General features: G+C 70.9%; 23 protein-coding genes. 10 read left to right on the forward strand and 13 right to left on the reverse strand.

Annotated features, from left to right (window positions below):
- Positions 1-71 precede the first annotated feature (71 nt).
- From ACFYY6_RS01805 to ACFYY6_RS01820, 4 genes are all read right to left on the reverse strand, one after another.
- Positions 72-1325 (reverse strand): GDSL-type esterase/lipase family protein, encoded by a 1254-nt coding sequence (locus tag ACFYY6_RS01805; RefSeq protein ID WP_389191260.1) that lies wholly within the window; start codon positions 1323-1325, stop codon positions 72-74.
- A gap of 118 nt (positions 1326-1443) precedes the next feature.
- Complete coding sequence (locus tag ACFYY6_RS01810; RefSeq protein WP_388648524.1) at positions 1444-1734, reverse strand: hypothetical protein; 291 nt, start codon at positions 1732-1734, stop codon at positions 1444-1446.
- A 376-nt stretch (positions 1735-2110) separates the two neighbouring features.
- The gene (locus ACFYY6_RS01815) at positions 2111-2971 is read right to left on the reverse strand and encodes a phosphotransferase (RefSeq protein ID WP_388648744.1); all 861 of its coding nucleotides are present in this window, start codon (positions 2969-2971) and stop codon (positions 2111-2113) included.
- 430 nt (positions 2972-3401) lie between these two features.
- Positions 3402-3617 (reverse strand): hypothetical protein, encoded by a 216-nt coding sequence (locus ACFYY6_RS01820; RefSeq protein WP_389191485.1) that lies wholly within the window; start codon positions 3615-3617, stop codon positions 3402-3404.
- Positions 3618-3645: 28 nt separating this feature from the next.
- On the opposite strand from ACFYY6_RS01820, the gene ACFYY6_RS01825 reads away from it, so the two are divergent.
- A complete protein-coding gene (locus ACFYY6_RS01825; protein ID WP_388648527.1) occupies positions 3646-4182 on the forward strand; it encodes a phosphoribosyltransferase family protein in 537 nt (178 codons plus the stop codon).
- 605 nt (positions 4183-4787) lie between these two features.
- Positions 4788-5246 carry a hypothetical protein gene (locus ACFYY6_RS01830; RefSeq protein WP_388648529.1) on the forward strand — a complete coding sequence of 153 codons (459 nt, stop codon included), beginning with the start codon at positions 4788-4790 and terminating at the stop codon, positions 5244-5246.
- A 620-nt stretch (positions 5247-5866) separates the two neighbouring features.
- Here the strand turns inward: ACFYY6_RS01830 and ACFYY6_RS01835 are convergent.
- Together ACFYY6_RS01835 and ACFYY6_RS01840 are read right to left on the reverse strand one after the other, a co-directional pair.
- On the reverse strand, positions 5867-6073 hold the full coding sequence (locus ACFYY6_RS01835; protein ID WP_386608692.1) for a DUF397 domain-containing protein: 207 nt from the start codon (positions 6071-6073) through the stop codon (positions 5867-5869).
- Positions 6070-6966: a helix-turn-helix domain-containing protein gene (locus ACFYY6_RS01840; RefSeq protein WP_388648533.1), complete on the reverse strand. Its 897-nt coding sequence runs from the start codon at positions 6964-6966 to the stop codon at positions 6070-6072. Before ACFYY6_RS01840 ends, ACFYY6_RS01835 begins: the two co-directional genes overlap by 4 nt.
- 146 nt (positions 6967-7112) lie before the next feature.
- Between ACFYY6_RS01840 and ACFYY6_RS01845 the strand changes: the two genes are divergently transcribed.
- On the forward strand, positions 7113-7532 hold the full coding sequence (locus ACFYY6_RS01845; protein WP_388648535.1) for an ATP-binding protein: 420 nt from the start codon (positions 7113-7115) through the stop codon (positions 7530-7532).
- A 484-nt stretch (positions 7533-8016) separates the two neighbouring features.
- Here the strand turns inward: ACFYY6_RS01845 and ACFYY6_RS01850 are convergent, their stop codons facing one another.
- The 6 genes from ACFYY6_RS01850 to ACFYY6_RS01875 all read right to left on the reverse strand — a co-directional run bounded on the left by ACFYY6_RS01850 (position 8017) and on the right by ACFYY6_RS01875 (position 13739).
- Entirely contained in the window at positions 8017-8739 is a 723-nt protein-coding gene (locus ACFYY6_RS01850) for a hypothetical protein (RefSeq protein WP_351519273.1), read from the reverse strand.
- A gap of 137 nt (positions 8740-8876) precedes the next feature.
- Positions 8877-10244, reverse strand: a complete 1368-nt coding sequence (locus ACFYY6_RS01855; protein ID WP_351519275.1) for a UDP-glucose/GDP-mannose dehydrogenase family protein — start codon at positions 10242-10244, stop codon at positions 8877-8879.
- Between the two features lie 32 nt (positions 10245-10276).
- Positions 10277-10507 (reverse strand): hypothetical protein, encoded by a 231-nt coding sequence (locus ACFYY6_RS01860; RefSeq protein ID WP_073786841.1) that lies wholly within the window; start codon positions 10505-10507, stop codon positions 10277-10279.
- Positions 10508-10790: 283 nt separating this feature from the next.
- Complete coding sequence (locus ACFYY6_RS01865; protein WP_351519276.1) at positions 10791-12905, reverse strand: BTAD domain-containing putative transcriptional regulator; 2115 nt, start codon at positions 12903-12905, stop codon at positions 10791-10793.
- A gap of 4 nt (positions 12906-12909) precedes the next feature.
- On the reverse strand, positions 12910-13041 hold the full coding sequence (locus ACFYY6_RS01870) for a hypothetical protein (RefSeq protein WP_351519277.1): 132 nt from the start codon (positions 13039-13041) through the stop codon (positions 12910-12912).
- Between the two features lie 350 nt (positions 13042-13391).
- Positions 13392-13739, reverse strand: a complete 348-nt coding sequence (locus ACFYY6_RS01875) for a hypothetical protein (RefSeq protein ID WP_351519278.1) — start codon at positions 13737-13739, stop codon at positions 13392-13394.
- A gap of 92 nt (positions 13740-13831) precedes the next feature.
- On the opposite strand from ACFYY6_RS01875, the gene ACFYY6_RS01880 reads away from it, so the two are divergent.
- Positions 13832-14818 (forward strand): LuxR C-terminal-related transcriptional regulator, encoded by a 987-nt coding sequence (locus tag ACFYY6_RS01880; RefSeq protein ID WP_351519280.1) that lies wholly within the window; start codon positions 13832-13834, stop codon positions 14816-14818.
- A 387-nt stretch (positions 14819-15205) separates the two neighbouring features.
- Here ACFYY6_RS01880 and ACFYY6_RS01885 read toward each other — a convergent pair whose 3' ends face one another.
- The gene (locus ACFYY6_RS01885; protein WP_386608695.1) at positions 15206-16189 is read right to left on the reverse strand and encodes a UDP-glucuronic acid decarboxylase family protein; all 984 of its coding nucleotides are present in this window, start codon (positions 16187-16189) and stop codon (positions 15206-15208) included.
- Between the two features lie 375 nt (positions 16190-16564).
- Between ACFYY6_RS01885 and ACFYY6_RS01890 the strand changes: the two genes are divergently transcribed.
- The 6 genes from ACFYY6_RS01890 to ACFYY6_RS01915 all read left to right on the forward strand — a co-directional run bounded on the left by ACFYY6_RS01890 (position 16565) and on the right by ACFYY6_RS01915 (position 23275).
- Positions 16565-17320, forward strand: a complete 756-nt coding sequence (locus tag ACFYY6_RS01890; RefSeq protein WP_351519282.1) for an ArpA protein — start codon at positions 16565-16567, stop codon at positions 17318-17320.
- Positions 17321-17529: 209 nt separating this feature from the next.
- Entirely contained in the window at positions 17530-18528 is a 999-nt protein-coding gene (locus ACFYY6_RS01895) for a glycosyltransferase family 2 protein (RefSeq protein WP_389191464.1), read from the forward strand.
- Positions 18525-19814, forward strand: a complete 1290-nt coding sequence (locus ACFYY6_RS01900) for an ATP-grasp domain-containing protein (RefSeq protein ID WP_388648541.1) — start codon at positions 18525-18527, stop codon at positions 19812-19814. The genes ACFYY6_RS01895 and ACFYY6_RS01900 overlap by 4 nt, the downstream gene beginning before the upstream one ends.
- Positions 19811-20563, forward strand: a complete 753-nt coding sequence (locus ACFYY6_RS01905) for a hypothetical protein (protein ID WP_351519286.1) — start codon at positions 19811-19813, stop codon at positions 20561-20563. The genes ACFYY6_RS01900 and ACFYY6_RS01905 overlap by 4 nt, the downstream gene beginning before the upstream one ends.
- A 40-nt stretch (positions 20564-20603) precedes the next feature.
- Positions 20604-21911 carry a phenylacetate--CoA ligase family protein gene (locus ACFYY6_RS01910; RefSeq protein WP_351519288.1) on the forward strand — a complete coding sequence of 436 codons (1308 nt, stop codon included), beginning with the start codon at positions 20604-20606 and terminating at the stop codon, positions 21909-21911.
- The gene (locus tag ACFYY6_RS01915; RefSeq protein ID WP_389191263.1) at positions 21908-23275 is read left to right on the forward strand and encodes a hypothetical protein; all 1368 of its coding nucleotides are present in this window, start codon (positions 21908-21910) and stop codon (positions 23273-23275) included. Before ACFYY6_RS01910 ends, ACFYY6_RS01915 begins: the two co-directional genes overlap by 4 nt.
- Positions 23276-23299: the final 24 nt, after the last annotated feature.

The following is a 23299-nucleotide window of genomic DNA, read 5'->3' on the forward strand; positions in this document are numbered from 1 at the left end:
GACGGGGCGGCGTCGTGCCCAGGGACCGGCCGGATGCCGCCGGCCCTTCAGCCGATCAACCCGTCGACCGATCAGCCCCGGTCTTCGGCCGCGGCGGCGAACACCCCAGAACCGAAGGCCAGGGCCGCGAACCGTTCACCGATACGGCGGTGCGTGGCGGCGTCCGGGTGCAACTGGTCGGGCAGCGGCAGTTCCGCGAAGTCCGCCTCGCCATACAGTTCGCGACCGTCGAGGTAGTGCAGATGCGGGTCGTCGGCCGCGCGCCGCGCCACGATGCGGGCCAGTTCGTCCCGGATGGCGTTGAGCGTCAGCTTCCCTGCCACCCGTTCGGCGGGATCGCCCCCGGCCCGTACGCTGAGCCGTCCCCCGTCGAACTCCGGGACGCTGGGACCGGGGGTGTCCTCGTGGATGGGGCAGAGAAGGGGCGAGACGACCAGCAGCGGGGCGGTGGGATGTCCCTCGCGGACGGTGTCGAGGAAGCCGTGCACCGCCGCGGTGAAGGCGCGCAGCCGCATCAGGTCGGTGTTGACGAGGTTGATACCGATCTTGACGCTGATCAGGTCGGCGGCGGTGTCGCGCATGGCGCGCGCGGTGAAGGCGTCCAGCAGGGCGCTGCCGCCCAGCCCGAGGTTGACCAGTTCCGCGTCACCGAGGGACGCGGCCCGCGCCGGCCAGGTCGTGGTGGGGCTCGCGGCGTCCGAACCGTGGCTGATCGAGCTCCCGTGATGCAGCCACACCCGGCGGCCGTCCGCCGGCACGGGCTCGACCGGGGCATCGGTGCGCAGGGCGACCAGTTCGGTGATCTCGTTGTGCGGCAGCCAGATCTCGACCCGCTTCTCCCCCTCCGGCAGCGGCGGGAAGCGGACGGTGCCGACCGGCCCCGGCCGGGTCTCCACCGGCCCGTTGACCAGATCCGCTACCAGGACATTGCCGCCGGTCGTACTGGCCTGCGCCACAAGACGCCCGTCGACGACCAGGTCGTAGACCCCGTCCGGGCGCGGCGCGGCGCCCTGGTAGACCGGCCTGGTACGGAGCGTGTCCAGCTCGACCGCGGTGGCCCGGGTACGGAACACCAGCCGTACGCCGGACGGCTGCGCCTCGACCATCGCCAACTGCCCGTCCCCCTGCGCCCGGGCCCACGCGGGCAGCCGGTGCGGCAGCACCCCGTGCTCGGTGCGCTCCAGCTCGAACGCACCGCGTACGAGGTCGGGGGTGGGAGGTGTGGTGATCCGGTCCGCGCCCGGGGGTGCGGGGGCGGAGCCGGGGTCGGGAGCCGGGTCGGAGCCGTTGCCGGAAGCGGGGTCGGGATCACGCTGAGCACTCATGGCCTCAGCGTTGCAATCGATCCCCCGCACCGCATGCGGTTTTCCGGCCATGGTGGGGCGGGCGGGAGCCGCCCGGGCTCCCGGAGACGAGGCTTGCGGGAACTCCTCACGGCTCTCCCTATACGGAACGCCGATGGATGACCGGCGGCGAACCGCGTCCATCTGTCCCACCGCCGGGCAGCCTCGTCCGCGACGGCCTCACGGTCGGTGTCGGGTCGAGGAGACCGCGGGGCCCGCCGTGGCAACGGTCCCGGGGCAGTTCCTCGGCGGAATCGTTCCAGTCGTCGAACCGGACCAGCCGGGCATCGTCCTCGCGCTCGGGCAACACGGCGAAGGCGCAGTTGGCACCGGAGATGAACCAGTAGTCCCACTCACCCACCCAGGTGTGCCGGGCCACGACAGTTGGCACTAATCGGGCCATGTGACCTGAGGCTCCCAACAGCCTGGCCAAGCTAGTGCCGCGGCAGGCAACGTTTGCCCGTCAAGGAGCGCGTCCGGTACGTGCTCTCGGTGTGCCGGCCGGAAGCCCTCGTACTGGATGTACTTGGGATTTCGGCCGGTGCGGCGAGAGGGCGTGCCGGGCGTCGCGACGGGGGCGAACGTTGCCTGATGCGGCACTAGTTGGCACCGCCTGGCCAAGGTTCTTGGCATCTGTAATGAATTACCACGTTTGTTGGCACCGGCGCCATGGTTCAGCGCGGCAGCGAGGCCGGCGCGCATGGGGTTGCAACGCGACAGTCTCGTCGCTTGGTTCCTTGCCTTTTTCACGTGACCTTGGGCGTTTTCTACAGACCATCCAGTCGCCTGGTCACCGTGTCGAGTGTCGGCCAAGGAGGACCCTCGCGCAGCAAGCGCAGGAATTCCTCTCCGAATCGCCTCCCATTCGGAAACTGGTCGCCAAGCTCCCAACGCCACGCGGCGACCATCGCGATGACGAGCTGCCGACACTCGTCCAGCAGCCCTTGGTCAACGCTTGGGTAGTGCTCGCAGACCGCCTCGGGAACATGGGCGAGATCGAACTCGACGGGTCCACGGCAGCACGTCTCAAGGTCGATGAACAACGGGCCGTTCTTCGTGCTGAGCACATTGCCTGGATGCGGCTCGCCGTGGAGCAGTTGCTCCACGGCGCCGCGGTCGTCGATCGCTCGTCGCAGGCTTGCCAGCCTGGCGCTGAGGAACACGCGGTCCGCGTCGGTGAGCTCCGGCGAGCGATCCGGGTCGGCGACAACTTCTTCCGCTTCCGTGATCCGGTCCGTGAACCTCGGGCTCGGCACATCGACCTTGCGCATGCCGGCGTGCAGCTGCTCCAGCGCCTTGGCGTAGTCGACTGGTGAGGTGTGAGGTGTCACGGGCTCGTAGTAGGTCCACAGCGTCACTGCGAAGCCATCGCGCGTGTACACACGCGGGTCCGCCCGAGGCTCCAAGGGACACACCGGGCATCCGACCCCGGTGAGCCGCTGGGCGAGATCGACTTCGAACTGTGCAACCTCTTGTCCCACGGGGGCGACCCGGGCAAAGACGTCGCATGGCGTCAGCCGCAGTGCCAGCTTGTTCGAGTTGTGGAGAACGATTGCATCGTTGGCTGGCAGGTCGAGCGATGCGGCGACCGAAGTCGCAGCCGCGATCGCACGCGTGACGTCGGTCATATCCACCCTCGAATTGTGACTCAGCACGCTACTTGTCGCTAACCGCACTACTCGACGTGCGGTTCTCCGGGCGGGTGAGCACGACAACTGTCGCTGATTCAGCGAGGTATCTGTCGGTTGGTGATCGTTCGGCAAGCAAGTTGTCGCCAGCTCCGAGAAGTCGCCCCGCCGACGCGAGCTGGCTACTTCGATGGCGGGGTGGATAGGTCACGCAGGGCTTTCCCGTCACCGCTGACGGCTGGCACCTCTACGCACTCGGGGCCGCTGTGGTCCCATCTGTGCAGATGGAAGAACATGCTGGTTCCCGTCAGCGTGGCGGCAGGGTGCCAGGGTCTGGCCCTCGGTGAGGGGTGGACGCGTCGATGGACGGTGACGTGGCGTCACCGAAGCGGCTAAGTCACCGGCCCGGTGGCTTCCCTGGGGCAGGCGCCTAGGGCCACTCCATCTCGCCGTCCCAGTCGGCCCGCATGGGCAGCGGGAGCATCACGTCCCGCAGCACCATCGCAACGTCGACCGATGTGTCCGACACCAGCGTGAGCCGGAAAGCGCAGATGGAGTGGGTGTATACGTCCAGCGCCAGCGTGTGGCGGTAGTTCTCGACTGACCGTTGACCGCCGCTCAGGCCCCTCTGAAATGGATTGATCACGACTGTGCTGACGGGGAGACTCGCCGCCATGTCTGCTAAGGCTCGGGATCTTGTCCTGGAACGCTTCCGCTGGATCGATGGACACGCGGATGTCTGGGCGGTCTTCAGGGATCCCGTGACGCTCGCAGCTGCGGTCTCCGGTCTGGTGGAACCGTTCAGGGGTGAGGGGATCACCGCAGTCTGCGGTGTGGAGTCCCGTGGCTTCCTCCTCGGCGGTGCGGCTGCCGTTGCGCTCGGCGTTGGTTTCATCCCAGTACGGAAGGCGGAAGGGCTCTTCCCCGGCGACAAGCTTGTGCGTGAGGCGTCTCCTGACTATCGGGGGCTGCGTCACACGCTCCGGCTCCAGAGTGACTCTGTGACGTCGGGGGACCGAGTGCTGCTTGTGGACGACTGGATCGAGACCGGCAGTCAGGCTAGGGCGGTGAAGGAAATGGTGATCGAGTGCGGCGGTGACTGGGCTGGATGCGCCGTCGTCGTGGACCAGCTTGACGCGGAAGTTCTCCGGGAGAAGGTTGGTCCCGTCCGAGGGCTGCTCTTCGCGAGGGAACTGCCTGAGGACGGGTGACCGTCGCTGATCGTGGGACTCCGTGGTCAGCGGCCGTTTGTCCACGGCCAGGTGCTGGATCTGGGCCGCCGCGAAGCGGAGATTCTCGGTCAGGGACCGGTTCGTCCGGCGGAGCTTGGCGTTCCTGGCGGCGAGAATCTCGTAGGGGCTCGGGGGCTTCTCCGCCGCGGCAGCGGGTTCCGGGTTGGAGCGGATGGTGGAGATCTCTTTGGCCAGGTCGGGGAAGTGCCGCCGGAAGGTGGTATTGCTCAGGCCAAGCTTGGTGGCCAGGGTGAGGACGCTCGGCCTGGTGCCGTGTCCTGGCACTCCGTCACGTACTGGTCCATGACACGGCGGGCGCGGGCCTCGGCGGGGACGTCGGCAGCGCGGCTCATGCGGACTCCAGAGCTGTGGTGTTCTCCAGGGGTTGAGTGACGACGGCGGCCGGCGCGAGAGCGTAGGTGGCGGGCAGAAACAGGGTCAGGGCAGGACGACGAGGGGGTTGGGGGTCGCGCCGGTGCCTTGCCCCCGACAGCGCGGCCACTGGTTCGTATGCTTGCGCACGGGCGGTGGCGGCACCCCCGAACTCGGGACGGCGCCGCGCGCCGCGGAAAGGGGGCGTGGACATGCGGAAGCGGAAGAGGCGCACGGCCTGGTCGCTCACCTACTTCCTGCTGGGCGGTGCGTGTCTGCTGGTCGCCGTGGTGATGGCGACGGGCTTGGCGACGAAGTGGGCCCGCGTGGGGGTGGAAAACCTGGAATACCTGATTCCGGTCCTGATCCTCGGCGTGCCGGGTGTGGTGCTGACGTTCCGTGCGCCGGTGTTCGGCGTCTCCTACGGGCCGGCAGGGGTGAAGTACTCCGGGCTGCTCGGGGCGCGCTCCTACGTGTGGGCGGACATCCGGGAGGTGCGGGTGGCCGTCCTGGAGGGCACGGTCTACTCGTCCGACGTCCCGGAGCTGGTGCTGGCCGCCGGCGGGACGGACCAGCTGCACATGTTGGCGGGCCACGGCTCGGGCCGGACCAACAAGCGGGTCAAGCGGCTGGTGGCCGAGTTGGAGGCGGCGCGCGCGGCCGCGCCCTGACTCCACCGGCGGCGCGCGGTACCGGCAGTCTGCCGGTACCGGTTTCCCGGCGGGCTCCCCGGCGGTGTTGGGCCATGGTGGGCCCGGAGCGGATGGCACGGCAGCGGTTGCCGACCAGGCTCGGCGACAGGTTTCGACCTTGGTGACGACTATCGCTATCGCGCCTAGTGACGACTGCCGCGCTTCGGCACAGTCCGTGAGACCGACATCTGCCCGTGACGACAGATGCCTTGCTGACACGACAGTTTGCTTGCTGAGTCACACGAATCTTGGCACAGATGAACGAGGGCGATGCCAACCAGCGTGGCCAGGTGCCAACTATCGCGGCTCGGCACACCAGTCGGGGTGCGGCCTGTCCTAGCGGTCGTAGTAGTACGGGGCCATGGCCTTCCTGATCGCGCGGCGCAGAGCATCGGAATCGGCAAGGTCTTCGGAGGGCGGGACGCAGACGGTGATGCGCTGTTTAGCCACGGCTGTTCTTCTCGGGTCGTCGTCGGCCAGGGCGGTGGGCGGGCACGTGAGCGGGGAGCCCGTCCAGGCTCCCCGAGAAAGCGGCCCGCCCCACCTCCCCGACAATCGGAGAGGTGGGGCGCTACGAATAGAACGGACCGCGACGGTCGTCAGCACGCGGACGCGTACGCCACGAACTCCGACCAGGTGTCCGGAGCGAACCCGAGCCGCGGACCTTGCGCAACCTTCGAGTCGCGCACGTGCACCGCGCCAGGGGCCACAGCGACCTCGACGCATGAGGGTCCGTCGTTGGTGCTGTAGCTGCTCTTGAACCATGCCAGCTCGAAGGTGATTCCCGACGAGGACTTCGCGCTCATGTCTCTCCCAGCAGTTTCTCGATGAAGATCCGTGACAACCGAGGTGTCAGCGCCTGGGCTCGGATCATGCCGTATCGCATCTCAAGGATCTGGACTTCCCTGGGATCACTGATCAGCCGACTCGTGAGCTGAACTTCATTGAGCCCCACAGACGTACCGTCTCTCAGCTTAAGCACCCGATGCCCGCCGGCCAGCCCCGCGTGCTCCTCGGTCTCCGTTGGCATGACCTGCACTTCCACGTGCCTCAACGTGCTGAGTTCTAGCAGGTGTTTAAGCTGGCGCCGCAGGGCCGTCTTCCCTCCAGTGGGCCGCCTGAGTGTCGCCTCTTCCTGAACAAAGGTCAGAAGGGGTGTTGGGCTTCGCTTAAAGATGTCCTGGCGGGACATCCGCGCAGCCACCAAGCGGTCCAGTTGGTCCTCGGTGTAGGCGGGACGTCGCTCCTTGTACAGGGCACGGGCATATTCCTCGGTCTGAAGCAGTCCGTCTACGACACCATTGGCATAAGCCCCGATTTCGACCGCAGCCCTCTCCAGGTTCGCCAGATCCCGAACCTTCTTCGGGTACCGCGCCTCCCTCAGGTCCTTCTTCATCGCGGCGATCTTGCCGCCCGCGCCCAGGACTTGGTCCGCCCTGTCCAGGAACTCCGGCTTGGGGATGCGTTTGCCGCCCTCCACCTTGTAGACCTGGTTCTCCCCGTAACCGATCGCGTCGCCCAAGTCCTTCGCCCGCAGACCCGCCGACTCCCGCCAGAGGCGGATCTGTCGGCCCACCGCCGCGATCACCGCGCCCGAGTCGTCCTCCAGGTCGACGCACTGGTCGGCGTCGTCCGTCCCGTCCGTCGCGAGGAACCCCAGGTCCTCGATGACGCCGCTGCCCCTGTCCTCGTCCGTCATACGACACCCCGCCTTCGCTCCGCGCCCACGCGGTTCCGCGCCCGGCGCCGTACTGGATGGACAGCCCCGTACCACCGCTGGACAGTCACCGTCCGTACCCATGTCATTGCTTTTCAGCGTAGGCAGCGTCGGCCACGCTGAGTGACGTGAATCGAGAAATCACCCAACCGCGTGTACCTGCCGAGAAGTTCGCCGTGCAGCTCTCCGCCACCCGTCGGGGCGCCCGGCTCGCCAGGCTTCTCGCGACCGAGCAGCTCCGTTCCTGGGGGTTGCCGCTGGAAGACGCCGGGCTGGTCGTCGCCGAGCTGGCGGCCAACGCCGCGCTGCACGGCCACGTACCGGGCAGGGACTTCCGCATCTCGCTGACCGTCGACGGGGACACGCTCCGTATCGAGGTCACCGATGCCCGCGGGGACGCGATGCCCCGGGTGCCGGAGCCGGACGGCGAATCCGTGGCGGGCCGGGGGCTGTTGATCGTCGAGGCGCTCTCGGTCCGGTGGGGTGTGCGAGCAGGGCCTTTTCCCCGCAAGACCGTCTGGGCCGATCTCGCACTCGCGGGAAGGTGACGATCCAGGGAGGGTGCGGCCGGGGGGCTGGATCTCGGGCTGGGCGAGGCACGGCGGCGACACAGAGGTCACCACCGGCCCCGCACGGGCACTGGCGACGAGTCGTGGGTCCGCGAGACCGAGGTGGACGGCATCCTCACGGTGCTCGCCGCTGCGACGGGTCGAACCGAGGCGACCGCCGCCATGAAGGACACTTCGGGGGCACGGTCGCGGCACTAGTGCCGTGACCGGCAAGGTTTGCCGCAAGGAGCGTCGTCCGGTGCTTCCCCAAGCTCTCAGCCTTGTTCGAGCAGGGGAGACCCCATTGATCGCAAGGCGGCCGAAAGCCCTCGGATGGGGTCTCCCCTGCTCGAACGAAGTCGAGAGCTTGGGGAAGGGCTACGTGGGGTCTCGGCCAACGCCGAAGGGGGTCCCCCTGGCCCTTAAGGCCTTGGGGGAGCGCGTGCTGGACGGTGCGACGGGGCAAACGTTGCCGGGAGCGGCACTAGAACGTGAACGGTTCGTAGAAGGTGGCCTCCATGCGCTGCTGCTCCTCGATGTCGAACTCGCCGTCCGGGACGAGGTCCTCGCCGTCCCACCACCAGCGGGCGAGCTTGTGGGCGGGCGCGGCGTACTGGGTGAGGGTGGCCGTGCCCAAGCCCTTCAGGGGCAGTGGCGTGACCTCGCCCGGCGGGAGCCAGCCCCGGATGCCGACGACGACGCCGACCACCAGTTCGGGTGTCAGGGCCAGTTCGGGTGTCTCGTCGGCGTCGAAGCACAGGCGCCACTCCCGTTCGTGCAACCAGTCGGAGCTGCCGGGGTCGTAGCGCACCCGCCGGTTCCGCAGCCGGGACGGCAGCCCCTGCGTCAGTCTCATCTCCTCCCCGGACAGGTGGAGCACCGGGCGGACGCCCGCGTCGATCAACGCCTCGCGGTCGAGGGCGAGGCCCCACGGCGCGTAGGGTCCGCGCCGCTCGACCACCCCGTCGCGGAGCATCACCCGGCGCGCGGCTTCCGACGCCTCGCTGAAGCAGATCACCGGCAGATCGGACCCGAACACCTTCGTACCGCGCAGCACTCCGCCCCGCAGTACGCTCACCATGCGGTCCTCCGCGCTCCCCCGGGCGAAATCCGGGGGTACGTCCTTCTCGCTCCTCGGCCTGCCGGTGAAGTGGACCAGTGTGTCGGGCAGATCGGGGTGTGTGCCCACCCCTGGGGACGGCGACATGCTGTGTGCCTTTCACGTACGGACGCCGCCGGGGAGGCGACGGCCACCCTGTTCGGTGCCACGTTCGCACAGCCGCACCGCCGCCCGGTCACCGGCCGCCCAATGACGCCCGGGTCGCCGGCTCACGGAGGCCGGTGCTACGCGCCCTCGGGGCGGGTGGCCGCGGTACGCGCGGGCTCCCGGCCGTACCGGGTCGCCCGGCCCACGCTCATGTATGTGAAGCCCGCGTCCAGCAGCGCCTCGGAGTCCAGCAGGTTGCGGCCGTCGAGGATCAGCGGGCCGCGCATGCGGCGGGCCGCGGCATGCCAGTCGACGTCGGCCAGTTCGGGCCACTCGGTGACGAGCACGGCCGCGTCGGTGTCCGTCACGGCGTCCGCCACGTCCTGGTGACGGGTCGTCGAGGTCCAGGGCTCGGCCTCGCCGGGGCGGGCCATCGGGTCCCAGCAGGTCACCTCGGCGCCCTCGGCCAGGAGGCGGGAGGCGATGACGGTGCTGGGGGCCTCGCGCATGTCGTCCGTACCGGGCTTGAACGTCAGGCCGAGGAGGGCGACGCGGCGTCCCCGCAGCCCGCCCAGTTCGGACTTCAGTCGCTGGATGGCGCGCCGGGGCTGGAGCTCGTTGACCTCGATGACGGCGTTGAGGAGCTGGAAGGGATAGCCGGAGTTGCTGGCCATCGCGCGCAGCGCCCGGGAGTCCTTCGGGAAGCACGAACCCCCGTATCCGAGACCGGCGTTCAGGAAGTGCGGCCCGAGCCGGTGGTCCCGGCCGACCGCGCGGGCCACCTGCGTGATGTCCGCCCCGGTGGCCTCGCACACGGTCGCGATCTCGTTGATGAAGGTGATCTTCGTGGCGAGCAGCGCGTTGGACGCGAGCTTCACCATCTCGGCGGAGGCGACGTCCATGATGTCGACCGGTCCGTCGATGCCGGTGTAGAGCCCCTCCACCCAGTGGGCGGTGGCCTCGTCGAAGGCTCCGATCACCACCCGGTCGGGGTGCAGGAAGTCGGCGACCGCACTTCCCTCAGCGGTGAACTCGGGGTTCGAGGCGTAGCCGACGCCGCTCAGGCCCGCCTCGTCGAGGGCGGCCCGCACCCGGCTGCCGGTGCCGACCGGCACCGTGCTCTTCACCACGATCGCGACCAGGTGCGACGCGGTGTTCTTCAGCGCCTCGACGACGGCCCACACCCGGGAGAGGTCGGCGTCGCCGGACGCCGTGGGCGGGGTGTCGACGCAGACGAACACCGCTTCGGCGTCCCGTACGGCCTCGTCCGCGTCGAGGGTGAACGACAGCCGTTCCTTGTTCCGGATGATCAGGTCGCCGAGGCCGGGTTCGAAGAACGGGACGTCGCCGGAGCGCAGCAGCTCGATCCGCTCCGGCTGGATGTCGCGTACCACCACCCGGTGACCGAGCTCGGCGAAGCAGGCCCCGGTCACCAGGCCGATGTAGCCCGCGCCGAACACGGCGATCCGGCGGGGTGCGGGAGAGAGGGTCGTGGTGTCAGTCATGGATGGCAGGTGTCCTTCGGGCGGCGCGCGTATCAGCCACGGCGCCGTTGGTTTCTCGGATGGTTGCGGGCGGTGCGTTCGTTGCCGAACTTGTAGGAGCCGGTCCAGCGGGCCATGACGGCCTGTTCGTCGCCGGATTCGATCTCGGCGACGAACTGCGCGGCGCGGGGGCCGCGCAGGGTGGTGGCCTTGCGGCCGCGGTGGGTGATGACGACCGTGCCGTCGGCGCGGGTCTCGTAACTGAATCCAGAAGGTGCGGGCATGTGCGGACTGTGCCTCATCTCCGTCGGTGCCGCCAGGCGGAAACCGGCGACGGTGTGCCGCGGGGCGAGCCGTACGAGCGGCGGGCGGCGGACGCGGCCCTCACACCCCCGGGCCGGCTCCGCTCGACTCGGGCCTGCGCGGGGTCACGAGCCTGCCCGGGTCGACACGGGTCTGCCCGGGTCAGCGCGGCCGGTGCGGGCGCGCACGGCCGACACGGGCCGGGCGCCGGTCGGGCTCGTCCGATGGGTGCGGAGCGCGTCCCCGGTCCTCGCCCCGTACGGGTCAGTTCGCCCGGCCGGCGCGGACGCGGACCGGGGCCGGTCCCAGCGACAGCGGGAGCGGGACGCCGACCGCGCACCGTACCGGCGGTAGAGGTCCGGCCGCCGCCCCCACCGGGAGCACGGGTCCGGCCGCGGACCGCACCGGCGGCGACAGCGGGACGCCGGCGCCGGACCGTACCGGCAGGGGCAGCGGTACGCCGCCCTCCTCGCGGGCCAGCAACTCCCCGGCGAACAGCCGGACCAGCGGGTGCAGCCGGTGGCCGGGGCCGCCGCCGAGGTCGACCCGCTCGGTCCAATGCTCCTCGGCGAGCCCGTCGAGCAGGTCCTCGGCCCGGTCGGGCCCGACGCCGAGCGCGCGGGCGGCGGTCTGCGGCGGCACGGGGTGCGGGCCCAGCGCCGACAGGAACCGCAGGGCGCGTCGGCCCGGCGGGGCGAGTCTGCGATACCCGTCCATCAGGCTCTCCCGCACCGACAGGTCGCCCAGGGCGAGTTCGTCCAGGGCCCGGTGCGGTGCGGTCAGCCGCCGGGCGAGCGTCGCCAGCGGACGCAGCGGCCGGGCGGCGGCCCGCAGACCGGCGATGCGCAGCGCCAGCGGCAGCCCCGCACACGCCTCGACGACGGCATCGGCCGCCCGGGGTTCGGCGGCGGTACGGGCCGGGCCCGTCAGCGCGTCGAACAGCCCGCGGGCGTCCGCCGCGGGCAGCGGGCGCAGCGCGATCCGGCCCACGCCGTCGAGGGCGGGCAGCGCGCAGCGGCTCGTGATCAGGGCCGCGCAGCCTTCGGTCACCGGCAGCAGCGGGCGCAGCCGGCGCTCGTCGGCCGCGTCGTCGAGGACGAGCAGCAGCCGCCGGTCCGCGATCCGGGTGCGATAGGCCCGTACCCGGTCGTCGGAACCGGCCGGAATCCGGTCGGGGGCCACACCGAGCAGCCGCAGCAGCTCGGCGAGCGCGTCCGCCGGTTCGAGCGGGTCCGGGCCGGAGCCGCGGAGGTCGAGGTGGATCTGACCGTCCGGGTAGCGGTGCCGGACCCGGTGCGCGGTCCGGAGCACCACGGCCGTCTTTCCGACGCCGATCATGCCGGTCACGACGTGCACGGCCGGTTCGCCGCCGCGCGGGCGGTGGTCGCTCAGGGCCGTGCTCAGCCGCAGCACCTCCTGGTCGCGGCCGGTGAAGCGGACGGGTGCGGGCGGCAGTTCGGCGGGCACGGGAAGCGGGGCGGAGACGGGGGCTGCGGCGACCGGAGCGGTGGCGGCCGGTACGGCGGCGGTGGGGACGGGGCGCGGCTGGAGCAGGGACGGATGGCCGGTGAGCAGGGCCTGGTGCAGACGCTGGAGTTCGGCGCAGGGGTCCAGTCCCAGCTCCTCGGCCAGCGTGGCGCGCGCGGCCCGGTAGGCGGCGAGCGCGTCGGCCTGCCGGCCCGCCCGGTACAGCGCGGTCATCAGCTTCGCGCGCAGTCCCTCGCGCAGCGGGTGGGAAGCGATCTCGGCGATGAGCTCGGGGATCAGTTCGCCGTGCCGTCCCAGTTCCAGGTCGGCGTCCATACGCCGTTCGAGGGCGACCAGGCGCTCCTCCTCCAGCCGGTCGCGCCCGGCGACGACGAGCGGGTCGCAGACGCCGCCCAGCGCCTCGCCCCGCCAGCAGGCGAGGGCGTCGCGCAGGGTGTCGGCCGCGGTCCGCGCGTCGCCCGCGGCGAGCGCGGCGGCGCCGCGCGCCGCCCGCTCCTGGAAGGCGAGCAGGTCGACGTGGACGCCGTGCTCCGGCAGCCGGATGAGGTAGCCGGGGCGGCGGCGCTCCACGTCGATGCCGGCGCCGAGCAGGCGGCGTACCCGGGAGGCGTACGTGTGGATCTGGGCGGTGCAGGTGGCGGGCGGGCGGTCGCCCCACAGCAGTGCGGTGAGCTCGGTGTCGGCGACGACCCGGCCGCGGGCCATCAGCAGGGCCGCCAGGACCGTGCGGGGTTTGGCGCCGCCGAGGTTGAGCGGGGTCGCGCCGAGGTGGGCCTCCACCGGCCCGAGCAGGTTCAGGTACAGGGCTTTTGTCGTGTCCGGACGCGCGGCTCGCGCCGCGTCCGGGTGCGGAGCTCGCGTGTCCGGGTACGGGGTCTGCTTCGCGGCCACGGGGTCACGGACCCCAGATGTTGCCGGGCCGGTCCGTGCGGGACTCGTGGAAGCCCGTGCGGTACTCGTGGAAGTGAGGGCCGGACGTCTCGGCGGCAAGCGTCCGGGTGCGGGTGGTTCCGTACGAAAAGTGCATCGTATCCCCCTGTTTGTACGCACGGGGCCTGGTCCGGTCACGTGCGGCGGTCTCCCCTTGGAGCCTGTCGGGTGACCTCTTACCGGGCGGCCACGCCCTGGCACGCACGCTTTCCGATCGGAGGTCGTCCGACAAGGCTCCTTACCGGTACGGGCGGGCCTCGTGTGGTCGTACGAAGATCTGCCGTGAGGCTTCGCCGTTCTGGCGAGGCGTCCTGACCGGTGATATCAACTCTGCGCGATGGCCAGAACTTTGCACAGGGTTGACTCTGTCAGGGAGCTGCAATGGCAGGACACGGACAAGATCGCGGACGGCGCCGCGGTGCGGCCCCCGCTCGTGGCGACGACCCGTCACCAGGGGTGGCTCTCGTAGGCCAGCAGCTCGACCAGCATGGTCAGCGGCACGACCGACCCCCTCGTGAAGCGCGCCGGACACCGCGCCAGGACGTCGTCGGCGGCGCGTTCGGCGTCCGCCAGGGTGGGCTGGCACAGAAAGAGCACCGCGGCCCCCGAGGGCGCCGGCTGGGCGTAGATGTGCTCCACCCCGTGGCCGGGACGGACCGCCCCCCACAGCGCCGCGCCGATGTCACCGGCCCAGCGACCGTGGGCCGGATCGGGGTGAAGGTTCACGACGTACATGACGACCGCCTTCCACTTGCCATAGCCGATTCCGTGGAACTCCTGTGAACTTTCGGCCATCGAATAAGGTGTTGGCTCACATCGGCCGCACCCGCCACCCAGGTGGGTGTCGCGTGCGGACTGTGGGGCTTCTGCCTTTGGGGGAGGGATAGATGCTGCGTCAACTGGGCCTCGGGCCGGACGAGGAAGCGGTGTACCGCGCGATGCTCGCCGGTGGCACAGGGGGCATTTCCGGTCTCGTAAGTCAGTTGGGCTGGACGGAGGAGCGCTTTCGTGCAGCGCTGGACCGGCTGGCCGCGCTCTCGCTGGTGCGTCCGTCGGCGGACGGCGGTCCGGGACGGCCCGTCGACCCCGAACTGGGACTGACCGCGCTCCTGATGAGCCAGGAGGAGGAGGTTCTCGAACGCCAGCGCCAGATCAGCGCGAGCCGACTCGCCATGACCCGGATGCTGGCCGATATTCGCGCGTCGGGCGGACAGACCGCCAACGAGGTGCAGAAGCTCAGGACGATGGACCAGATCCAGTCCAAGATCGAGCACCTCGCGAACACCTGCACCACCGAGGTGGCGGCGTTCGTACCGGGCGGCGCGCAGAGCGCGGAGAACCTGGACGCCGCCCGGCCGCTCGACCGGGCGGCCGTCGACCGGGGCGTCCAGCTGCGGTACGTGTTCCTCGACAGCGCCGCGAACTCGCCGGCCACCCGGGAGTACGTGAACTGGCTCGGGGCGCGCGGCGGTCAGGTACGGACCGTGCCTCGGCTGCCGTCGCGGATGCTCATCTACGACCGGGACACGGCGATCGTCCCGGTGGACCCGACCGCCGCGGATCTGGGCGCCCTGGTGCTGCACGGCACCGGCGCCGTGGCCGCGCTGCTGGCCTTCTTCGAACACACCTGGCAGCAGGCGCGCCCGCTGGGCGAGACCGCGTCCCGTACCGGCGAGGACCCGCTCTCGCCGCCGGAACGGGCGGTGCTCGAACTGCTCGGCCAGGGCATGACGGACGACGCGATCGCCCGTCAGCTGGGGGTGTCGGTGCGCACGACCCGGCGCATCACGGCCGACCTGATGCAACGACTGGGCGCCCGCAGCCGGTTCGAGGCGGGCGCCCTCGCCGCCGGCCGGGGCTGGCTCTGCGTCTGAGACCCGCCCTCGCCGTCCGCGCGGACCGGCGAGGAGCCCCCACGGGTGGGCGAGCAACCCTCGCGGACCGGCGAGGTTTCCTCCCGGGCCGACGTCGGGCGCCGGACGTGGCGCATCGCCTGGGGTCAGGTGCGGTGTGCCGTCCGGCGCCCGACGCGTATGCGGACACTCCCGGCGGAACTCCAGGCACCTGCGGCAAGACCCCGGGCAGCCCCGGCGCGCGTCCGGGCGCCCCCGGCCGGACGGCGGACTCGCCCGACGGACCTCCGGGCACCCCCGACCGGCCTCTGGACCGCCCCGGCCGGACGGGACCTTCGAGAAACTGCCCAGGGCCGACACGTCGATCCCCCTCGTCGCACAACTGCCCGGCCAGGATGCCGGTCGTGCCTACAAATCCTCTGCACCCGTCAGCTGCAGGGCCCCGCGCTCGCCCCGGGGCGGGCTCCGGAACCACGCGACGGTCTCCGCCAGGCCCCGCGCGGTGCTGAACGTCGGCCGCCAGTCGAGGTCCTCGCGGGCCCGGGTGGTGTCCGGGCGGCGGACCGACGGGTCGTCCACCGGCCGCGGCACCCGCACGATGGCGGACCGGGACGCGGTGAGTTCGCGGACCCACTCGGCGAGCCGGAGCATCGAGATCTCCTCCTGGTTGCCGAGGTTGACCGGTCCGGCCAGCGTGTGCCCGGCCATCCGCACCAGGCCGTCGACCAGATCGGACACGTAGCACAGCGACCGGGTCTGCGACCCGTCACCGGCCACCGTGATCGGCTCCCCGGCGAGTGCCTGCCGGATGAACGTGGGCACGGCACGGCCGTCGTGGGCGCGCATGCGGGGCCCGTACGTGTTGAAGATGCGGACGATGCCGGTGTCGACGCCGTGCGTGCGCCGGTAGGCCATGGTCAGCGCCTCGGCGTACCGCTTCGCCTCGTCGTACACGGACCGCGGCCCGACCGGGTTGACGTTGCCCCAGTAGCTCTCGGGCTGCGGATGCACCAGCGGGTCGCCGTACGTCTCCGACGTGGAGGCGAGCACGAACCGGGCGTTCTTCTCCCGGGCGAGGTCCAGCAGATGGCGGGTTCCCTCGGCCCCCACCCGAAGGGTCTCCAGCGGCAGTTCGAGGTAGTCGACGGGGGACGCGGGCGAGGCGAGGTTCAGTACGGCCGTGACCTCGCCCTCGACGGCGAGCGGCCCCTCGCACACATCGGCCTCGATCAGCCGGAACCCGTGCTCGTCGGCCAAGTGGGCCACGTTCTGCGGATCGCCGGTGCTGAAGTTGTCGACGCAGACGACGCCCCACCCGTCCGCGAGCAGCCGTTCGCACAGATGCGAGCCGAGGAATCCCGCCCCGCCGGCCACTACAGCTTTCCTGGCCATTCTCATACCCTCCCTGGAATCGCGTCCCCCGGATTCGCGTCCCCGGAATCACGTCCCTGGAATCGCATGGCGTACCCGTACGGGAATCGCAGGATTGATCCCCGGGGCGCATTGGAATGTGACAGGAAGATACCGGCCACCGCAAGCGTGCATTTCTCATCGACTGCCCCGGCATGAAGATCTCACATGCGGTGTGGGTTCCTCATGCGGGGTGGTCGGCGAAGGTTGTTCACGCGCAATCGGTGAACGGGACACTACCGGCGCAGACGGGCCTCCCAGCAGAATCGAGCCGTCAACAGCGACCGGGCACGGGGAGCGCGGGGAAACCCGAACCGTGAATTCCGGCAGCCGCAATGCGTAAGGAGTCGTACCCCCATGTCGCAGAACGCCATCACCGCGGCCAATGTGGAAGAGCTGATCTCGAAGAACATCACGGAGCGCTTCAGCAGCGACCACGAAGTCCTCAAGCTCTCCCAGCACTTCCGCCGCGAGGGCTACGTCAAGCTTCCCGGCCTGGTCTCCGAGGAGGTCTTCGCCGCGGTCGCCGACGAGACGCACCAGCTGATCGACACCCACCAGAAGCGCATCGACATCCGCCTCAAGGAGACCGGCGACTCGCCGCGCTACATGTCGACGGTCGGCCAGAAGGCGATCGCCTCGGACGGCTCGCTCATCCCCGCCGTCTACGAGTCCCCCGCGCTCAAGGGCTTCCTGTCCCGCCTGGCCAAGGAAGAGGTGATGGACTGCCCGTGGGACGAGGAGAAGTACATCATCACCCGCCAGCACCAGAAGGGCGACACCCACGGCTGGCACTGGGGCGACTTCAGCTTCACCGTCATCTGGCTGATCGAGGCGCCGGCCCTGGAGTTCGGCGGCATGCTCCAGGCCATCCCCCACACCGACTGGAACAAGGACGACCCGCGCGTCGAGGAGTACCTCCAGGAGCACCCGATCCGCTCCTACGGGCACGCCAAGGGCGACCTGTACTTCCTGCGCTCCGACACCACGCTGCACCGCACGGTCCCGCTGAACGCGGACAAGACCCGCATCATCCTCAACACCTGCTGGGCCAGCGGCGCCGACCTGTCGAAGACCGCCACGCACGAGACCATGACGGCGATGTTCGACTAAGGGCTGTCACGTAATCCCTGGCGGGCACGCGACGACAGCTGCGGCACCTCGCCGCGTTGTCGGAACGCCCGCATACGTCCAGTATGCGGGCGCCCCTCCGCCTTGCGATGCACCACATCTGACGCCGCGCGCTGATCCACCACGGATCACGGGCCAGCCCTTAGGAATCAGGAATTCCGGAGGGGCGGAAAAAGAGAGAGCTGCGAATGATGGCCAGGTTGCCTGCCACGCTTTCGATCACCGCGATGGTGCCCTGTTACAACGAGGAGGAGTGCATAGAGCAGGCATACCTGGAAATCAAGAAGGAGATATACCGGTACGAGGATTCCGAGATCCTCTTCATCGACGACGGAAGCACCGACCGCACTCTTGAGATCATCAAGCGAATAGCCGCGTCGGACCCGCGCGTCGCCTATCTCTCGTTCGCCCGCAACTTCGGTCTCGAATCGGCCTTCACCGCCGGGTTCGCCTACGCCTCGAAGGAATGGACGGTCCAGCTCGACGCCGACCTCCAGTCCCCGCCCGCCGAACTCCACAGGCTGGCGGGGCGGGCCGTGGAGGGCGACTACGACGCGGTCTTCGCGGTCCGCAGGGCCCGCCAGGACCCCTGGTACCGCCGGCTCGGCACCCGGGGCCACCAGGCCATCGCCACCCGGATCCTCGGGATCGAACTGCCCGTGCACGCCTCGGTGTTCCGGGTGGTGCGCACCGCGGTGGCCCGCAAGGTCGCCGACTGCGAGGTCAGCACCCCGTACTTCATCGCCACCCTGCCGCTGATCGGCGCGCGGTACACCACGGTGGAGACCGCGCACTCCGCGCGCAGCGCGGGCCGGGGCAAGTGGTCGCTGGGCAAGCTGTTCCGGCACGCGATCGACCTGTTCGTCGGCTTCTCCTACCGGCCCCTCGCCCTCGTCTACGTCGCGGCGGCGGTCGCCGCCGCCGCTGCCGCGGCGCTCGCGATCGGCCACGGCGACGTCCCCCTCCTCGCCACCGCGTCCGTGGTCCTGCACGCCGCCGGTCTCGGCGCGCTCGCGCTGCTCGCCCGCTACCTGGTGCGCATCATGCGCGGCAGCGCCGGCCTGCCGCGCTACCAGATCCGCGAGGCCAACATCCCCCTACGGCCGCGCGACGACCTCTACGCGTACCAGAACGAGCCCACCGGCCGGGCGACCCCCGGACCGATGCTGCAGACAGGGAATCTGCCATGACCAAGTCCCACATCCTCGTGCTCGGCGGGGGCGAGGACCAGCTGCCCGCCTACCACGAGGCCCGCCGCCTCGGCCACGGCGTCATCGGTGTCGACCAGCGCCCCGAGGCGCTCGGCGCCGCCGCCGCCGACCTGTTCCTGTGCATGACGACCCGCGATCCGCAGCGGATCGCGGCCATGGTCGGGCACCTCGACGTCGCGGCGGTCGTCTCGCCCGCCAGCGACGCGGCCCAGGAATCGGTCGCCGAACTGAGCAGACTCCTGAAGACCCCGCACCAGCCGTCCCCGGACGCCGTACGGGCCTCCGTCGACAAGGGCTACTTCCACTCCGTCCTCGCCCGGCTCGGCCTGCCCACCTACCGCCACGTCCAGTCCGACGACCCCGCCGAACTGCGCAGGGCAGCCGCCGAGTTGCCGATGCCCGTCATCGTCAAGCCGAGCGACTCCTCCGGCAGCAAGGGCGTCCAGGTCGTCGCCGACCCCGAGGCGCTGCCGGCGGCCCTCGACGAAGCACGGCGCTACTCCTTCTCCGGGCAGGTGATCGTCGAGGAGATGCTGCTCGGCCGGCACCTGTCCGCCGAGGCGTTCCTGCGGGGCGCCCGGCTCGGTACCGTCGCCGTGACCGAACGCACCACCACCGGCGCCCCCCGGATGATCACCACCGGCCACACGGTGCCGGCCGAACTGGCGCCCGCCACCGAGATCCGGCTCCGCTCCCTGATCATGGACGTCTGCGGGGAGCTCGGACACGTCGACGGCCCGGTCAACTTCGACTTCGTCGTCGACGAGCACACCGAGGAGATCCGCTTCATCGAGATGGGCGCCCGGCTCGGCGGCAACGGCATGCCGCTCCTGGTCAAGCACGCCTACGGCATCAACACCTACGAGGCCGCGCTGCGCCTCGCGCTGGGCGAGGACTTCGACCTGACGCCTCGCCACAACAAGAAGACGGCCCTGCGGATCCTCACCAGCGACACCGACGGCGTCCTGCGCGCCGTCGAGGGGGCCGATGCCGTCCGCGCCCTGCCGCAGACCGCCGAACTCCAGATCTTCGCGAGCCCCGGCGGCAAGGTCCACCGCTACACCCAGGCGGGCCACAAGCTCGGCTACCTCCTGCTCGTCGCCGACAGCCACACCGAACTCCGCGAGGCGCGCGCCCGCGCCGACGCCCTGCTGCGCTTCGACGTGGAACCCGACCCGGACCGCGCCCCCGACATCCCGCCCGCCACCGACGCCGCTCCCGGCCCCGGCTCCGACACCCGACTCCTTACGGAGAAGACCCCTTGAACACCGTCCGGCGCAACGCGCCCTTCCTGATCCTCTTCGTACTCGCCGGTGTCTTCGCGGGCATCGTGTGGTTCGTCATGCCCCACGACCGCGAGGTCAAGAGCCTCGGCATCCTGCTGTTCAAGCTGGTGCCGTTCGTCCTGGCCACCGAGGCGGTCGCCCAGCTCGACCCGGCATGGGCCAGGAGGATCCATCTCCACCTGGCGATACCGCTCTGCTTCCTCGTCTACTTCATCTACTTCGTGCCGAAGATCTTCTTCGTCGCCGAGGACCACCCCGAGCTCTACTACTACATCCTGACGCTGACGCCGTTCGTCGTGCTGAGCCTCGTCTTCTCGTTCCGCGTCGGCGGCGGCGCCTCCCACCTGGTGCGCCGGCTGTCCTACGCGATGATCCTGCTGATGCTCTCCGGCGTCGAGGACTTCGCCTACCTCACCGTCAACGACCACACCGACCCGCAGTGGCAGACCATTCCCGAGGTGTGGACCTGGGCCTCGCACATGACGGTCTTCCTCGGCCACGCCGCCAGCAAGTACGAGGCGTACGCGTTCATCATCACCCACCTCGTGCTCGTCGTGTTCGTGCTGTTCGCGCCCACCCGCTGGTTCACCCCGGTCGCCCGGCTGCTGCGTCGCTCGGGCCGTCCCGGCTCCGAGGTCCGCGGCTCCGGGGCGGGCGAGGCCACGACCCGTGACGCCGCCGACCGCGACGCCAGGACCACCGACGCCGGGGCCCGCGCGGCCGGCTGACGACCGCCCGCGCCGAGGAGACGACGAGGAGACGACGACGATGTTCCTCCGAGAGGCCGTGTACGTGCCTGTCACGTACGCCCGCCAGTACGGCACCCGGGGCTCGCTGCGCCGACGCCAGCTGAGCCAGCTCAACCGGATGCTGGCGCACGCCCGCGCCCGGGTGCCGTACTACCGCGACGACCCGGCCTACCGCACCGGGCCGCTGCGCACCCTCGCCGAGGCGGCCCGGCTCCCGGTCCTGAACAAGGAGGTCCTGCGCGCCAGGCCCCTGGAGGACTTCCTCGCCGACGGCGTGACCCCCGGCACCCTGCCGACCTTCCGGACCAGCGGATCCACCGGCCGCCGGGTGACCGTGGTGCACGACCAGCGCAGCCACGACTACCACATGGCCGCGTGCGTACGCCGGTTCCTGGCGACCCGCCGGTACCTGCCGACCGACCGGCTCTCGCACATCCGGCCCTTCGCACCGCCCTCGCGCGGCTTCGAGAAGGCCAAGCTGTTCCGCCGCCACGTCCTGCTCACCGACCGGCCCATGGAGGAGATCAAGGCCGAACTCCTCGCCGAACGGCCCCAGGTCGTCATCGGGTACCCGGTGCACCTGCGGGCCCTGCTCCGGGCCCTGACACCGGCCGAACTGGCCGCCCTGCGCAGCACCCTGCGTCTTGTCATGACCGAGTCCGAACTTCTCGTCGACGCCCACCGGGCCCTGTTCGAGAAGGAGTTCGGGGTGCCGGTGCGCGACGAGTACTCGGCGTTCGAGGTCCTCAACGTCGCATACGACTGCCGGTACGGCCGGGCCCACCTCGCGGAGGACCGCCTCCTGGTGGAGATCCTGGACGAGGAGGACCGGCCGCTGCCCGACGGCGCCGAGGGCCGGGTCGTGGTGACCGCGTTCATGGAACGCGCGATGCCGCTGATCCGCTACGACCTCGGCGACGTCGGCCGGATCGAGACGCGGCCCTGCCCGTGCGGGCGGCGCTTTCGCACCCTGCGCCTGACCGCCGGCCGGGTCAACGACTCGGTCCTGCTGCCCACCGGCCGCCAGCTGTACCCGGACACCTTCCTGCACCTGGCGGCGACCTTCCCGGGCATCGCCGAGTGCGCCGTCCACCAGGACCGCGAGGGCGCGGTGCGGCTCGACGTCGTCCCGGCCGAGGCCATGGACGACGACGCCTGGGACGCACTGTGCGCGGGGGTGACCGAGCGGCTGCACACCGTGGCCGAGTGCGTGTTCCCGCTGCGGGTCGTCCGGGCCGACCGGATCGAGATCACGGCGGGCGGCAAGGGCCGCTTCGTCACCTCCGAGGCGGTGGCACCCCGGCCGGTGCCGGCCGACACACCATGACGGCCGCCGCCCCGGCCCCCGCACCGGACCGGGGGACGAACGGGTCCACCCCGAAGGACCGGAAGACGGCCGGGACCACCCCGCCGGACCGGGACCGGGACCGGGATCCGGGGACGGGCGGAACGGCCGCCTCGCGGCGGCCCACCGTCGGCCTGCTGACCTCGCTGCTCGCCGGACGCGCCGCCTTCCGGCTCGCCCTGGTCGGGGCGAACGCCGCCCTCCTCGCCAGCTGGGGCCAGGGGCCGTACGCCCACTACGCCGGCGCCATGGGTACCGCCCAGGTCCTCACCACCATCACCTCGCTCGGCATCGAGAAGTCCGCCCTGAAGCTGGTGCCGCGGGCCCGCCGCACCGGCGGCCGGCTGATCACCGTCTTCCTGGCCTGCGCCCTGGCCCTCACCGGTGCCGTCGTGCTGTGGCTGGGCTGCGCGGTGGTGCTCGTCCCGTCCGGCGACCACCGGATGGCGGCGCTGCTCGCCGGACTGTACGCCGCCCTCCTCGGCCTGAACACGGTCCTCGTCGGGCTGTGCCGGGCGCTCGGCCGCAACCGGGCCGACATCGCCAACTTCGCGGCCCTGTCACTGATCATCGTCGCCGGAACCGCCCTCACGACCCTGCTCGACTGGGGGCCGGTGGCCTTCATCGGCTGGATCCTCGGCGGGACCGCCCTGCTCGACCTGGCCCATCTGCCCGCGCTGTACCGGGCCGCCGCCCGGCCGGTGCGCCGCCGGCTGGTCGCGCCCGCGGTCGGCACCTCCCTGCTCATGGCGTCCGGGGACGTGGCGGCCTCCGGCACGCTCAGCCTGCTCTTCGCCCTGCTCGGCGCCTCCGGCCACCACGAACAGAGCGGCCACCTCTATCTGATGGTGCTCGCCTCGTCCGTGCTGCTGAACGGCTTCGGCTACCTGCTGCGGCTGTTCCAGCCCCATGTGTCGCTGACCCTGCGCGGCGTGACGGACACCCGGCTGGACCGCCGGGTCGTCCGGCGACTGCCGCAGGTCGCGGTGGCCGGGATCCTGTGGACCCCCGCCGCGCTGCTGCTCACCCGGCACGCCGAACAGAGCGGCCTGGTGTCGCCCCCGGTCGCCGTACTGCTCCTGTACGTCCTGTGCGTACCGCTGTTCTTCGCGGTCGGCAGCCTCAACTACCTGCTGGAGAACGCCACCACGCGCACCCTGCGGGTCACCGCCGCCGGTTCGGTGGCCGGGCTGGTCTGCGCGGTCCTGCTCGGCCTGGTGCTGGTGCCCGCGCTCGGCGCGCTCGGGGCGGTCACCGCGCTCGTGGCCGGGGAGATCGCCCACGTCCTGGCCGCCCGGCTCCTGTTGCGGACCGCCCCGAGGCCCGCCGCCGCACCGGCCCCGTGACCGCACCCGTCACCACCGCACCGT

Origin of the sequence: Streptomyces sp. NPDC001750 (genome assembly GCF_042892615.1) — a bacterium.
In the GTDB taxonomy this organism is placed as follows: Bacteria; Actinomycetota; Actinomycetes; order Streptomycetales; family Streptomycetaceae; genus Streptomyces.